This window comes from Actinophytocola sediminis (assembly GCF_054779715.1).
The window spans coordinates 305448-317829 of sequence record NZ_BAAGXS010000018.1 but is presented as its reverse complement, the minus strand read 5'-3'; the positions used below and the strand labels follow the sequence as shown (position 1 = coordinate 317829).

Below are 12382 nucleotides of genomic sequence, written 5' to 3'. Positions count from 1 at the left end.
CGGAAGGATCTCACCAGCGTTCACTGCCGCCCTCTCAACTGTCGGTCATGGCCCGGATGAGGCTCGCCGGCCGCAGATCCGTCCAGTGTTCCTCTACATAGGACAGACAGTCCTGCCTGCTCGCCGGGCCGTGCACGCGGCGCCAGCCGGCGGGCACCTCGACGAAACTCGGCCACAGCGAGTGCTGGTTCTCGTCGTTGACGAGCACCAGGAACACGCCGTCCTCGTCGTCGAACGGGTTGGTCATGGCAATCTCCCCTTCTCAGCCGCGCACCGCGGCGACGTCGCGCCCGGACCGCTGGTCGTGCGCGCCGGGCACCGGCGCGGCCGGGTCCTGACCCAGCTCGATCACCCGGTTACCGGCGTCGACGTGCACCACGCGCGCCAGGTGCTCGCCGAGCGCCTCGTCCGGCACGCCGACGTAGGTCAGGATGATCACGAGGTCGCCGGGGTGTACGAGATGCGCCGCGGCGCCGTTGACCCCGATGACCCCGCTGCCGGCCGTGCCGGTGATGGCGTAGGTCTCCAGGCGGCTGCCGTTGGTGATGTCCACGACCTGGACGCGTTCGCCCTCGTGGATGTCCGCCGCGGCCATGAGGTCGGCATCGATGGTCAGCGAGCCGACGTAGTGCAGATCGGCCTGGGTGACGGTGGCGCGATGGATCTTTCCATTGAGGACTGTGCGCAGCACGAACTCTCCCCGATTTATTGGGACCAAAGAAAACCCGGCGCGCTCCGCGCCGAACTACCCGCGACTCAGGTTCTTAGGGTAGGCTAACCATAGAGCGCACGCCGTGGCAAGGAGCTCACGGAACCCGCCGGAAAGCGACCCCGAAGGCGCTCAACTGAGCCTCGGGGCCGATTCCGGCATGCCAACTACTGATCCGACGGCCACGCCGCGACCACGGCCGCGACGGCCGCGTCGGGATCCGCGCCCAGTTCCACGGCCAGCCGGACATACTCGGCGGCGGCCATGGCCAGCCCGTCGCTTGCAGTGGCCGGGACACCGGCGACCACCGTGCCCTGCCGGCGCGCGGTCGCCAGCACGCCGTCGGCCTCCAGCTCCCGGTAGACCCGCGCGACCGTGCCCGCCGCGAGCCCGAGATCGCCCGCCAGCTGCCGGATCGTGGGCAACCGCGTGCCGACCGGCAACGCGCCGGTCAGCACGAGGCGCAGCACCTGGTCGCGCACCTGCCGCCAGGGCGCGACCCCACTCTCCGGGTCGACCGTGATCCGGGGCGCGCCACTCACCGGCTGATGGCCGGCCACTGCTTGCTCGGCACCGCCACCCAGCGCCAACACACGAACCCGGCGACGATGACCGCGACATGCACGATGGTGCGCACCTCGTCGCCTGGCTCGAACCAGAACTGGTCCTGGTCGGCGAACCAGCGGTCCTGGAACCGCCGGGAGGCCAGGGGCAGCGCGGTCGCGAGCCAGCCGAACCCGATCCCGACCGCGACCCGCGCGGTCCTGGTGCGCAGCGCGGCGTCCACGATCTCGTCGTCCACCGCGGGCCGCCGCACCGCGAGCGCGACCAGCCCGCCGACCAGCAGCAGGCAGCCGACGACATAGCCGAGCACCAGCCAGGCGCCGCCGGCCACGGCGAGCACGACGGCGAGGACCGCGCCGGCCCCGAGGGTGCGTACGGCCCAGCGGGGAACCAGGTCCCGCCAGGTGCGCCGGTCCAGCGAGGCGGTGCGCACACCGGACACCGGCCGCAGGGTGGCGATCGCCTCGGCGACGAGCATGGCGATGAGCAGCGGGACGAGGATCACCAGGTACGAGGGCGTGTCCGTGTCGACGACCGCGCCGGCCGCCGAGGGGAAGAGGAGGAACAGGACCACGTACAGGACGCGCCGCTGCCGCAGGTAGCGGACCGCCGCGGTGACCTGCGCCGGTTCCGGTCGCGCGACGCCCCACCGCCGGAGCAGCCGTGTGCCGCCCTGCTTGGTCGGCCAGAGGACCAGGAGCAGCAGGCCGGCCGCGATCGCGGCGGGCAGAACGGAGGTCTCGAGCCAGTGCGCCATTTTGTATCACCCCTTTGATACAAAGTATCAGCAACACTGGCGCGTCAGATAGCGGTGTCGGTCCGCTCCGGGTCGCCGTGGCGGTGCACCGCGGCGGCGGCGCGCCTGCGGTCCAGCCAGCCCATGACCATGCTGGCCGACACCCCGTGCAGCACGATCGAGCCGACGATGACCAGACCCACCACCCGCCACAGGGTCTCCGGCGGGGCGAGCGCGCCGTGCGCGAACGCGTAGGCGACGTAGAACAGCGAACCGACGCCCCGCACCCCGAACACCGCGATCGCGATCCGGTCCCACGGCCCGGAGTGCCCGCCGACCAGCCCGAGCAGCGCGGTCAGCGGCCGGACCACGAACAGCACCGCGAGCGCCAGCGCGACCTCCCGCCAGGTGACCCCGGTGAACAGCCCGGTCACCGCGGCCCCGCCGAGCAGGAAGACCACCAGCACGGTCAGCAGGCGTTCCAGCTGTTCGATGTAGCTGTGCAGGACCCGGTGGTAGCCGTGGGAGCGCTCCGCCGCCCGGATCGTGCACGCGCACACGAACACCGCGACGAAGCCGTAGCCGCCGATCAGCTCCGTGCCGCCGTAGGTGACCAGGGTCGCGGCCAGCGCGACGAACCCCTCCGCGTGCCGGGCCAGCCGCAGCGCGTCCGAGCGCGCGGAGAAGAACAGCCTGCGCAGTACCCAGCCGATCGCCAGCCCGGCCGCGCACCCGGCGCCAAGTCCCCACACCACGTCGACGAGCAGCCACTCGGCCAGCCAGCCGCCCGGCGCCACCCCGGCCGTGGTGATCGCGACCGCGGCCATGACGAACGGGAAGGCGAGGCCGTCGTTGAGCCCGGCCTCCGAGGTGAGGGTGAACCGCACCTCGTCCTCGTCGGCCCGTTCGTCCTCGGCCGGCTCCGCTGCGCGCACCTCCGCGGCCAGCACCGGGTCGGTCGGCGCGAGCACGGCTCCCAGCAGCAACGCGCCCGCCACGCCGAACCCGAGCAACCCCCAGCCGAGCAACGCGACCGCGAGGATCGCCGCCGGCATGCTGATGCCGAGCAGCCGCCAGGTGGAGGCCCAGCCCCGCAGGCTCACCCGCCGGTCCAACGCGAGCCCCGCGCCCATCAGCGACACGACGACGCACAGCTCGGTCAGATGGATCACGAAGTCGTTGTGCCCCAGCGGGTCCGCCGACGGAAGCGGTCCGATCAGGCCGAACGCCAACGCGCCGACGGCGAGGAACACCATCGGCAGGGACACCGGCACCCGGCCGAGCACCCTGGGCAGCACCGCAGCGGCCAGCGTCGCCACACCGGCGGCCAGGTACACAAGGGCGGTCCCGTCCGGCATCCCGGTGAACTACCCCCGGTCCTACATGGGAAAACCCGGACTTCTGTTTGTTACTGACAAACATCTGTGACTATGCGTTAATGGTTCATCTAGCGGGAGTCGGATGAACGGAGAGTCTGCGGATGGTTCAGTCACCGGACATGCCGGCGGCCTACTCGAGGCGCCGGTTACTCGCTCGGGGAGTCGCGGTCGGCGCGGCGCTCGCGGTACCGGCGGTGGTCGGCAACGCGACCGCGTCCGCGTTGGTCACCGTCGACATGGAACAGGTCCTGCTCGCTTGCCAGGTCGACCCGCCCAAGTCCGGCACCGGAACCACGCCCGGGGCCGAGTCGCACGTCCTCCTGGTCGAGGAGGCGTTGCGCGCCAAGGGTTTGCTGGCCGCCGCGCAGACCGACGGGCACTTCGGCACCTCGACGTTGACCGCGTACGCCGCCTGGCAGCGCAGTCTTGGCTACAGCGGCCTGGACGCCAACGGAGTCCCCGGCCGGACGTCGCTGACCCAGCTCGGCTCCGGCAGGTTCGACGTGTCCCGCCCGGTGTCCGCCGGTTCCCGCACCGACTCCTACGGCGGCCGGCGGGTCAACACCCGCACCGCGGACATGTTGCGGGCCGCGGACGCGACGCTGTCCTGGAACCTGACGCTGACCCAGGGTTCGTACACGTCGAGCAACCCGGACTCGGCCGGCACCCACGACGGCGGCGGGGTGGTCGACATCGGGGTCAACAGCATGAGCACGACCCAGCGGTGGCAGACCGTGCGGGCGTTGCGCACCGTCGGTTTCGCGGCGTGGCTGCGCACGCCGTCGGACGGGTTCGCGTATCACATCCACGCCAACGGAATCTCCGATCCGGACATGTCCCGGACCGCCCGCGATCAGGTCAACGACTACTACTACGGCCGCAACGGCCTGGCGAACAACGCCGCGGACAACACGCCAGAGGCCTACCGCGTATCCCTTACCTGGTGGGAGAAGTACCAACGCGGCTGACCGGACCCCGGTGCCACCCCGCATTCCGGCGGGGTGGCACCGCGCGTCAGCCGAGGCAGGACCGGACCGCGCCGGCCAGGTCGGCCGCCCGGGAGTCGTCCGGCCGGAAGTTCCAGAGGTTCGTGACGTAGCCGAAGCCGACCCCGGCGTCCGGGTCGGCGAAGCTGATCGACCCGCCGGAGCCGGGGTGGCCGAACGAGCCCGGCCCGGCCATCGGCATCGGCGGGCAGGCGCGGTGGAACCCGAGCGACATGGGGAAGGAGCGCTCGGCCGGGATGTTCAGCCCCGGCGGCAGCCCGTGCATCGGCGTCCGGTCGGTCTGGAGCACGGTCATTCGCTCGACGGTCGCCGGCTCGAGCAGGCGCAGGCCGTCGACATGGCTCACCGTGGCGGCATACATCCTGGCCAGCGAGTGGGCGTCGGCGAGCATGTTGCCGAACGGGAACTCGGCCGCACGGTAGGCACGGGTCTTCTCGTAGCCGGAGGTGTTGTCGAAGGCGCCGCCGAGCTCACCGGCGCGGGCCTGAACCGAGTCCTCGCCCCACACGGCGTTGATCCAGGCGGTGACCGTGTCCGCGTCGAGCCCGGTCAGCCTGATCATCCCGGCGAGCAGTTCCTCCAGGCTGAACGGCGCGGCGTACTCGGTGGTGGCGACCCGGTCCTCGTGTCGCTCAGGCAGTCCGATCCAGGCGTTCAGCCCGAGCGGGGCGGCCACCTCGTCGGCGAAGAACGTGCCGAGGGTCCTGCCGGAGACCCGCCGTACCAGCTCCCCGACCAGGAAGCCGAAGGTGACGCCGTGATAGACGTGCTCGGTGCCCGGCTGCCACAGCGGCGGCTGCGCCTCGAGTGCCCGGATGACCGGGTCCCAGGCGCAGGCCTGTTCGAAGGTCAACGGACCGTCGACGATCGGCAGCCCGGCCTGGTGGGAGAGCAGCCAGCGCACCAGGATCCGGTCCTTGCCGTTGGCGGCGAACTCCGGCCAGTAGTCGGCCACCGGGGCGTCCAGGTCCAGTTCGCCGCGCTGCGCCAGCAGGTGCGCGCAGATCGCGGTGGCGCCCTTCGTGGTGGACGCGACCAGGGCGATGGTGTCCTCGCGCCATGGCCGGTTCGCCGCGCGGTCGGCGAGGCCGGCCCACAGGTTGACCACGGGCCGGCCGTCCACATAGACACTGCACGCGGCGCCCACCTCGCCGGGGTCCTGGAAGTTCGCGCGGAACACGTCGGCGACCCTTCCCCAGCCGGGCGCGACATCGTCATTGTTCGTCTTCGAGATCATGGCGATCACGATCACCCGCCCCGCTGACGCCGGCCAGCCACCGCGCTGACACCGCCCCTGACACGATTTCCATCACCGGAGACACCATGACCAGCTGGGAACCAGCATCCCTTGGCGAGGTCGTCGCCCTGTTCTCCGGCCTGTCCGTGCCATGGTGGGTCGCCGGTGGGCACGCCATCGAACTCGCCGTCGGCCACCCGATCCGCGAACACGGCGACATCGACGTCCTGCTGTTACGCCGCGACCAACTCGCCGCACAGCAGGCGCTGGCCGGCTGGGAATGGTGGGCGGCCGACCCGCCCGGCGTGCTGCGCCCATGGCGACCGGAGGAAACCCTGACCCCACAAGTACACGACGTGTGGTGCCGGCCCAACAGCCGCCAGCCATGGCGAATCCAGCTCATGCTCGACGAGTCACACGGCACGGACTGGGTTTCCCACCGAGACGCCCGGGTCCGCCGCCCCATCACGGCGCTCGGCCGAACCAGCGCGGACGGCACGCCCTACCTCACGCCGGAGATCCAACTGTTCTACAAGGCCAAAGAACCCCGCCCGAAGGACGAGATGGACTTCACCACCGCGCTCCCACATCTGACCGTCACCCAACGCGCGTGGCTACACCGGGCGATCACGGACACCTACGGCCAACACCCCTGGCTCCCGGCACTTCGCTAGTTCCGGATCATCGCGGCGATCAGCTCGGCCCGATGCGGCCAGCGCCGGGTGAGCTCGGCCAGATCGCCCGCCTCGAAGTCACTCGGCACGAACCCGGGTGCCATGGTGTTGCCGTAGACGCCGTACTCGCCGCCCGGCCGCAGGCGCGCACCCATCCAGAGCCCGCTGGCGACAGTGGTCTGCACCCGCTGCCCACCGAGGATGTCCGGACCGAGGATGATCAGCTCGTCGCGGCCGTCCGGGTGGAGCAGCAGCAGTTCGATCGGATCGCCGAGGTAGAAGTGCCAGATCTCGTCGGTCGGCAGCCGATGCATGTCCGAGAACGAACTCGGATCATCGGTGAGCATGGCGATCATCGCCGTACCGATCGGTTTGCCGTCCTGGCCACTACCCGAGGACACGTAGGTCTGGGTGAACAGCACGTCCTCCGTCGGCAGCTTCGTCATCTGCCAGTACCGCCGCAACTCGTCAGCGGTTGGCCGCCTGCCGCTCACGGCATGAACCGGTCGCACTTGGCCGCATCGACGAACGTGTGCCACCCGCTCGCGGCAAGCGCGAGTTGCCCGGTCACCACGCTCTTGGAATCACGAATCCCGACCACCGAGCCAATGGCCGCGACCTCGACGCACGTTCCGTTCTGCCCGCTGTAGCTGCTCTTGCGCCACAAGGCGTCATCGACGTTCAACATGTTCACGATGCGCTCCTCAGAGTGTCTCGATCAGGTCAGCGATGAAGCCGATGGAGTCATCCGGTGACAGAGCGACCTCCGCCAAACTCCGCGCGGACTCACGATAAGTATCCACCTCGCCGGGGTGCTGGACGTACATCGCGCCGTCCTGAACCTCCGCGTAGGCGATGGGCCGCGCCTGCTCGAAGTCAAGAACGACGAACTGCCCAGTCACGGCCTCGTGCGGACCACGATCTGGCACCACGACCTGGAACGTGACGTTCGGCTGCTCGGCGAGCGTCTGTAGATGTTGGTACTGGGCAAGCCTGATCTCGGGCGTGCCGACGCGGAGCCGGAGCGCCTGCTCGTTGACCGCCGCATGCAGTCGCAACGGGTTCTCTGAAGTCAACCGTCGCGCACGCCCCATCCGCACCTCGACGACACGCTCGGCGTGATCCGGTCGCACTCGGCTGCCGGCCTGGCTGAGTTCTCGTGCGTAGGCCTCGGTCTGCAGGAGACCGGGGATCAGGATTGGCTCGAACACGAACTCGGCGGACGCCAGCCGCTCCAGCCCGACGATCGTGGTCATCCAGTCCGGCACGACATCGCGCCACGCACCCCACCAGTTCGACTCGTCGGGCACCTCGGCCAACGAGGTCAGCCGGTTGACGTCGTGCCGTGGAACGTCGTAGGCCAGCAGCACCTTCGCGATGTCGGCCGGACGCTGCTGCCGTTCGCCCGTCTCGAGGTGAGAGAGCTTCCCCACGCTGATCCCGGCCCGCCTGGCGGCATCGGCCTGTTTGAGGCCGACTCGCTTGCGGTAGTTCCCCAGTTCAACGCCGATGAGCCAACGCAACGCCGACGGGTTGCGATCTGCCGCCACGAACCAACCTCCACGTTCACCCCGGCCAAGCGAGTCGGCCATACTGACGCAAACAGTATCGACGGTCACAGAAAGCAACCGCACACTGCCACCCGATCGAAGTATCGCAATCCGTATTGCAGTACAATACTGTACCGCCATGACCGAGTCGAACGGATTGCCGGCAGAGCACCAGTTCCCGGACCACGAGTGGGATCTGCTGGACGAGATCCAGCTTCTGCACCAGGTAGCGCCGAGATCGTCAGCTCCCGCGGCGACCTGGATCGCATGGCACGAACGACACGCGACGTACTGGGACCAGATCGCGGCCCAACATCGGGTAGTCATGGACGGCGCGAAGCTCATGGCGCGATCACATCGACAGGACATCACGGAGTTGCGAGCGAATCCCGACAGCCAGCTCGCCCGACCCGACGATCGAGACAAGTCGCTTCACTGACAAACGCCCCACGGCTGCCGCAAAGCATGGCTTCACCAAGCGGCCAGACACTTGGTGTGACACAAGAGCGCGCCTATGTCGCACAATTCGTCGGGCCTTGCCGAGTGCTTACGTGCGGATTCTACGTGCGGGTTCTCAGTCCGTCGTCGGTCGAACGGACGACCGCGTCGCCGGCGGGCTCGTCGTAGGTTTGGCCGGAGGGACGACCGGTTGCTGAGCCGGAGGGGGCGACGTGTTTCAGTCCGAGCAGGCAGGGCAGCTCGCGGAGCGACTGCGGGCATTGAAGGTTCGTACCAACCGGAGTTACGAGGTGCTCGCCAGGCGGGTCGGGGTCAGCAGTTCCACGCTGCATCGCTACTGCAGTGGTGAGGTGGTGCCGCCCAACTGCGCGGTGCTCGTGCGGTTCTGCAAGGTGTGTGGCGCGACCCGGGAGGAAGCCGAGGAGCTGTTGGCGTACTGGGCGCTCGCGGTCAACGGGAACGACCAGCCGCCGCCCACCCCGCAGCCGGATGAAGCCGACGTCCGGCGTCGGTGGCTCATTCCCGTTGCCGTGCTCGCCGGTGTGGCGGGCGGCGCCCTGTGGCGCCACGGGCGGTCACGCACCGCCGTCGCAGGTCACCTGTCGCGCTGAGCGAACAGCTGGACGGGGGTGCCGCCGGCCATCGGCGACACCCCCGGTTCCTTCATGTCCGGCTCGGACTCAGCACGTGCCGTGTCTGTGGAGCACCGGCCAGGTCTCGTCCCCGATCTGCCCGTCCACCTGCAGCCTGCAGACCGTCTGAACATTCCGCACGGCTTGTTCGGTGGCGGGGCCGAAGATCCAGTCCACGGCGATGTCCTGGCCGTAGTGATACTTCAGCAGGCACTGGGCGTGGGAGACGTAGAGGTTCGTCTGGCCGCGCACGGTGAGCGGATGGTTGTTGAGCTCACGGCAATGGCTCTGCACAACGGGATCCGCTGCCGCGGTCGCGGCGCTCTGTGCCGCCGGCGGGCTCGCGGCGGTGGCCGAACCGGGACCGACCAGCACCGCACCGATCGCGAGCAACCCGGCAAGCAGCCAGCCGCCTGTGCTCCGAAGGCCCAACCTTCGTTTCATCTTGGTACCCCTTTCTTCCGCATCATTTCGTCGGTGACATTGAACGACTTTTTCCGTCCGTCGGCGCTCGCGGCAATAAGGTGGGACGGGTGGGATATCCCGTCGCCGCGACCTGCGTGGGCTTCGCCGTCCCGGGACGTGGGTGGGATCATCGGGGGGTGGGGCCTGCCGAGCGGGAACTGCGGCGGCTGGGCCGTCGGTGCGCCGCCGTGCTGCGAATCTCAATCGCTGCCTGCGCCGGCGTTCTCGCGCTCGCCATCGCGCCGGCGGACCTCTTCCTGCCCACCCTGGGCGCCGCCGTCGCGCTGAACGCGTGGAGTGTCGGCTATCTCGTGCTGATGTCCCGCGACGCCGGCAACCGGCTACTCGCCGCGGACGCCGTCGTAGTCGGCGCTCTCTGCCTGACCCAGCGGTGGACCGTGCCGCCCGAGGCCCTGCACGGCAGCACGAGCTGGGTCGTCGCGGTGGTGTCGGTCGCCGTCGCCACCTGGCAGTTGCACAGCGGCATCCGGGCCGGCGGCGTCGCGGCGGCGGCGGTCGCCCTCGGCTACCTGGCCGGCGCGGCCACGGCACCGACGTCCGTGTTCGTGGTGTTGTGGCTGGTTGGCGAGGCCGTCCTGGCACGTGGCCTGTACCAACTGGTGCGCAAGGGTGCTCGGGAGGGGGACCGGATCATGGCCGACGCCGAGGAAGCCCGGCGCGCCGCCGCGGTCGCCGCCGCGCGCCGGGCCGACGAGCGTGAGCACCTGGCCGCCATGCACGACACCGCGGCGGCCACCATGCTGGCGATCGGCACGGGGGTGGTGGACGGCCGGGAACCGTGGCTGGCCACGCAGCTCGCGGACGCTCTCGACGAGGCCACCAGGACCACCCCGACAACGAGCGGCCGAACCGACCTCGTGCCACTGATCGGCGACGTGCTCGACCGTGGCGCGGTGGCGGCCGACCTGTCGGCTCCCGGCGCCCTGCCGATCCCGGCGACGGCTGCCGTGGCCATCTGTCGCTCGGTGCGCGAGGCCCTGAGCAACGTCGCCAGGCACGCCGGGGTGGACACCGCGTCCGTGCTGGTAGAGCACCGGTCGGGCCGGGTGGTGGTCGAGGTCGCGGACAACGGCACGGGATTCGACCCGGAACTGGTGTCGCCGCACCACCGGGGCATCTCACTGTCCATTATGGAACGGATGGCGGCGGCCGGTGGCCGCGCCGAGGTGACGTCGCGCTCGGGTGTCGGCACCCTGGTCCGGTTGGCGTGGCCGGATGGATGACCAGCCGGAGGCGAAGCTTCAGCGCGGGCTCCGCCTGGCCATCGTGGCGATCGCCCTGGCCCACCTGTTCGTCCTGAGCCTGCCCTCGCTGCTGGCGCACGTCTCGGTGTACCGCTCTCCGGCGACGGAGCTCGTGGCCTTCGTGCTGCTCGCCGCCCTCCTCACCGGCATCGGGCTCGTGGTCTGGCGGGAACGGTCATTCGGCCGGTGGCGGTGGATCCTGCTCGGGGTGGTGTTCATCGCGGCGGTGCTGGCCCTGGTCGGCATCCCACCCAGGTACCTGACCGAGGCGCCGGAGTGGTCGTTCGGCGTGGTGTGCTGGGCCGGGATGCTGCTGTTGCTGGACTACGGGTTCGTCGCGGTCGTGTGCTTCCTCGCCGGTCATCTCCTCGCCCGCCTCGGCCTGCTGGCGGTGGTCGGTGAGTCCAGCCGCGCGTCGGTCGTCGCCGCGTTGCTCCTCACCGCCGGGTTCCTCGCCTACCAGGTCGCCATCGCGTTCGCCGCCACGCTGCTGCGCCGGATGGCGGGTGCCGTGGCGAAGGCCATGCGGGACGAGGAACGGCTGCGTACGGCCGAGGCGGTGGCGGGGCGGCTGCATCGCGACCGGCAGGAGCGCTACGCCGGACTGGACACCGTGCCGCTGCTCACCGGGTTGGCGGCCGGCGTGCTCGACCCCGCGGACGATCGGGTGCGCATCCGCTGCGCGGTGGCGGCGGGACAGCTGCGCCGCCTGTTCGCCGAAGGGGACGACGCGCCGGATCAGCTCATGCATGAGCTCCGGGCGTGTGTCGACACCGCGGAGCGCCGGGGCGTGACCGTCTACCTGGGAACGTGCGGGTCCCGCCCGGAACCGCCCCTGCCGGTGCGTCGTGCCCTGACCGAACCCGTGCTGGGCGCGTTGGTGGCCGCCGAGTCCCAGGCCAGGGTCACGGTGATCGGCGCACCGGCGGCGGTGACGGTGAGCGTGATGACCGACGGCGACCCGCCGCCCGACCTGCCGGCCGCCGGCGAGGTGACGGTCACCCGGCTCGCACAGGACGGCCGACACTGGGTGGAGGCGATGTGGCAGACGGGGGCCTGATCACGGTGGTGGTCATCGACGACCACCCGGCGACCATCGCCGGCATCGAGGCGTGGTGCGCCGCCGCGGAGCAGTCCATCCGGATCGTCGACTCCGGCGCGAGTGTCGGGGTCGCGTGGACCGCGCCGGGTGGCTCGGCCGATGTGGTGGTGCTCGACCTCCAGCTCACGGGCGCGGTCCCGGTCTACGGCGACCTGCGCCGACTCGTCGACGTGGGCCGGCAGGTGGTCGTGTACACGATGCGTGAGGACCGGGACACCGCGCTGACCTGTATCGACATCGGCGCGTTCGTGTACCTGACGAAGGCGGAGGGCCCGGTACACCTGATCGCGGCGATCCGCGCCGCCGCCGCGAACCTGCCGTACACGCCACCGTCCCTGGCGAGAGCCATCGGAGACGACGCCCGGCACGACCGGCCGCGCCTCACACCGCGGGAGGTCGACGTGCTGGTGAACTGGTTCGCCTCGGAGTCCAAGGAGATGGTGGCCCGCAAGCTCAACCTCTCGGTGAGCTCGGTGAACACCTACATCAACCGGGTCCGGATCAAGTACGCCAACGCCGGCCGGGAGGCCCCGACCAAGGCGGCCCTGGTCGCCAGGGCCATCCAGGACGGCTTGGTGCATCTCGACGAGCTCTAGTACTACA

General features: G+C 70.2%; 17 protein-coding genes. 7 read left to right on the top strand and 10 right to left on the bottom strand.

Going from position 1 to position 12382, the window contains the following annotated elements; translation table 11 throughout:
• Positions 1 to 34: 34 nt before the first annotated feature.
• From ACYVIP_RS11835 to ACYVIP_RS11815, 5 genes are all read right to left on the bottom strand, one after another.
• Positions 35 to 247: an MbtH family protein gene (locus ACYVIP_RS11835; RefSeq protein WP_460395173.1), complete on the bottom strand. Its 213-nt coding sequence runs from the start codon at positions 245 to 247 to the stop codon at positions 35 to 37.
• A gap of 15 nt (positions 248 to 262) precedes the next feature.
• Complete coding sequence (gene panD / locus ACYVIP_RS11830; RefSeq protein WP_460395171.1) at positions 263 to 691, bottom strand: aspartate 1-decarboxylase; 429 nt, start codon at positions 689 to 691, stop codon at positions 263 to 265.
• Positions 692 to 876: 185 nt separating this feature from the next.
• Positions 877 to 1251, bottom strand: coding sequence for a GntR family transcriptional regulator (locus ACYVIP_RS11825; RefSeq protein WP_460395169.1), 375 nt, complete (start codon positions 1249 to 1251; stop codon positions 877 to 879).
• Positions 1248 to 2030 (bottom strand): hypothetical protein, encoded by a 783-nt coding sequence (locus ACYVIP_RS11820; RefSeq protein ID WP_460395167.1) that lies wholly within the window; start codon positions 2028 to 2030, stop codon positions 1248 to 1250. The genes ACYVIP_RS11825 and ACYVIP_RS11820 overlap by 4 nt, the downstream gene beginning before the upstream one ends.
• Before the next feature lie 44 nt (positions 2031 to 2074).
• Positions 2075 to 3367 carry a cation:proton antiporter gene (locus ACYVIP_RS11815; RefSeq protein ID WP_460395165.1) on the bottom strand — a complete coding sequence of 431 codons (1293 nt, stop codon included), beginning with the start codon at positions 3365 to 3367 and terminating at the stop codon, positions 2075 to 2077.
• A gap of 122 nt (positions 3368 to 3489) precedes the next feature.
• Here ACYVIP_RS11815 and ACYVIP_RS11810 point away from each other — a divergent pair, with 122 nt between their 5' ends.
• Positions 3490 to 4356, top strand: coding sequence for a peptidoglycan-binding protein (locus tag ACYVIP_RS11810; protein WP_460395163.1), 867 nt, complete (start codon positions 3490 to 3492; stop codon positions 4354 to 4356).
• 46 nt (positions 4357 to 4402) lie between these two features.
• Here the strand turns inward: ACYVIP_RS11810 and ACYVIP_RS11805 are convergent, their stop codons facing one another.
• A complete protein-coding gene (locus ACYVIP_RS11805) occupies positions 4403 to 5632 on the bottom strand; it encodes a serine hydrolase domain-containing protein (RefSeq protein WP_460395161.1) in 1230 nt (409 codons plus the stop codon).
• An 86-nt stretch (positions 5633 to 5718) separates the two neighbouring features.
• Between ACYVIP_RS11805 and ACYVIP_RS11800 the strand changes: the two genes are divergently transcribed.
• A complete protein-coding gene (locus ACYVIP_RS11800) occupies positions 5719 to 6306 on the top strand; it encodes a nucleotidyltransferase domain-containing protein (RefSeq protein ID WP_460395159.1) in 588 nt (195 codons plus the stop codon).
• Here the strand turns inward: ACYVIP_RS11800 and ACYVIP_RS11795 are convergent.
• Genes ACYVIP_RS11795 through ACYVIP_RS11785 form a run of 3 tightly spaced genes read right to left on the bottom strand, consistent with a single transcriptional unit; the run spans position 6303 to position 7940 of the window.
• Complete coding sequence (locus ACYVIP_RS11795; protein WP_460395157.1) at positions 6303 to 6752, bottom strand: cupin domain-containing protein; 450 nt, start codon at positions 6750 to 6752, stop codon at positions 6303 to 6305. The genes ACYVIP_RS11800 and ACYVIP_RS11795 overlap by 4 nt on opposite strands.
• A gap of 44 nt (positions 6753 to 6796) precedes the next feature.
• The gene (locus ACYVIP_RS11790) at positions 6797 to 6994 is read right to left on the bottom strand and encodes a DUF397 domain-containing protein (RefSeq protein ID WP_460395225.1); all 198 of its coding nucleotides are present in this window, start codon (positions 6992 to 6994) and stop codon (positions 6797 to 6799) included.
• A gap of 16 nt (positions 6995 to 7010) precedes the next feature.
• Entirely contained in the window at positions 7011 to 7940 is a 930-nt protein-coding gene (locus ACYVIP_RS11785) for a helix-turn-helix domain-containing protein (RefSeq protein ID WP_460395155.1), read from the bottom strand.
• Between the two features lie 55 nt (positions 7941 to 7995).
• Between ACYVIP_RS11785 and ACYVIP_RS11780 the strand changes: the two genes are divergently transcribed.
• The gene (locus ACYVIP_RS11780) at positions 7996 to 8295 is read left to right on the top strand and encodes a hypothetical protein (RefSeq protein WP_460395153.1); all 300 of its coding nucleotides are present in this window, start codon (positions 7996 to 7998) and stop codon (positions 8293 to 8295) included.
• A gap of 232 nt (positions 8296 to 8527) precedes the next feature.
• Positions 8528 to 8926 (top strand): helix-turn-helix domain-containing protein, encoded by a 399-nt coding sequence (locus ACYVIP_RS11775; protein WP_460395151.1) that lies wholly within the window; start codon positions 8528 to 8530, stop codon positions 8924 to 8926.
• A 69-nt stretch (positions 8927 to 8995) separates the two neighbouring features.
• Here the strand turns inward: ACYVIP_RS11775 and ACYVIP_RS11770 are convergent, their stop codons facing one another.
• Positions 8996 to 9391 carry a peptidoglycan-binding domain-containing protein gene (locus ACYVIP_RS11770; RefSeq protein ID WP_460395149.1) on the bottom strand — a complete coding sequence of 132 codons (396 nt, stop codon included), beginning with the start codon at positions 9389 to 9391 and terminating at the stop codon, positions 8996 to 8998.
• Between the two features lie 209 nt (positions 9392 to 9600).
• On the opposite strand from ACYVIP_RS11770, the gene ACYVIP_RS11765 reads away from it, so the two are divergent.
• The 3 genes from ACYVIP_RS11765 to ACYVIP_RS11755 are packed head-to-tail and all read left to right on the top strand — an operon-like array spanning position 9601 to position 12375.
• On the top strand, positions 9601 to 10656 hold the full coding sequence (locus tag ACYVIP_RS11765) for a sensor histidine kinase (protein WP_460395147.1): 1056 nt from the start codon (positions 9601 to 9603) through the stop codon (positions 10654 to 10656).
• A complete protein-coding gene (locus ACYVIP_RS11760) occupies positions 10649 to 11737 on the top strand; it encodes a histidine kinase (protein WP_460395145.1) in 1089 nt (362 codons plus the stop codon). Before ACYVIP_RS11765 ends, ACYVIP_RS11760 begins: the two co-directional genes overlap by 8 nt.
• Positions 11719 to 12375 carry a response regulator gene (locus ACYVIP_RS11755; RefSeq protein WP_460395143.1) on the top strand — a complete coding sequence of 219 codons (657 nt, stop codon included), beginning with the start codon at positions 11719 to 11721 and terminating at the stop codon, positions 12373 to 12375. The genes ACYVIP_RS11760 and ACYVIP_RS11755 overlap by 19 nt, the downstream gene beginning before the upstream one ends.
• Positions 12376 to 12382 lie beyond the last annotated feature (7 nt).

What these genes read in the sequence shown, in the direction of transcription:
- ACYVIP_RS11805 (WP_460395161.1), bottom strand. Translation starts at nt 5,632, where the DNA reads ATGATCTCGAAGACGAACAATGACGATGTCGCGCCCGGCTGGGGAAGG.
- ACYVIP_RS11760 (WP_460395145.1), top strand. Translation starts at nt 10,649, where the DNA reads ATGGATGACCAGCCGGAGGCGAAGCTTCAGCGCGGGCTCCGCCTGGCC.
- ACYVIP_RS11800 (WP_460395159.1), top strand. Translation starts at nt 5,719, where the DNA reads ATGACCAGCTGGGAACCAGCATCCCTTGGCGAGGTCGTCGCCCTGTTC.
- ACYVIP_RS11815 (WP_460395165.1), bottom strand. Translation starts at nt 3,367, where the DNA reads ATGCCGGACGGGACCGCCCTTGTGTACCTGGCCGCCGGTGTGGCGACG.
- ACYVIP_RS11835 (WP_460395173.1), bottom strand. Translation starts at nt 247, where the DNA reads ATGACCAACCCGTTCGACGACGAGGACGGCGTGTTCCTGGTGCTCGTC.
- ACYVIP_RS11810 (WP_460395163.1), top strand. Translation starts at nt 3,490, where the DNA reads ATGGTTCAGTCACCGGACATGCCGGCGGCCTACTCGAGGCGCCGGTTA.
- ACYVIP_RS11820 (WP_460395167.1), bottom strand. Translation starts at nt 2,030, where the DNA reads ATGGCGCACTGGCTCGAGACCTCCGTTCTGCCCGCCGCGATCGCGGCC.
- ACYVIP_RS11795 (WP_460395157.1), bottom strand. Translation starts at nt 6,752, where the DNA reads ATGACGAAGCTGCCGACGGAGGACGTGCTGTTCACCCAGACCTACGTG.
- ACYVIP_RS11770 (WP_460395149.1), bottom strand. Translation starts at nt 9,391, where the DNA reads ATGAAACGAAGGTTGGGCCTTCGGAGCACAGGCGGCTGGCTGCTTGCC.
- ACYVIP_RS11790 (WP_460395225.1), bottom strand. Translation starts at nt 6,994, where the DNA reads ATGTTGAACGTCGATGACGCCTTGTGGCGCAAGAGCAGCTACAGCGGG.
- ACYVIP_RS11780 (WP_460395153.1), top strand. Translation starts at nt 7,996, where the DNA reads ATGACCGAGTCGAACGGATTGCCGGCAGAGCACCAGTTCCCGGACCAC.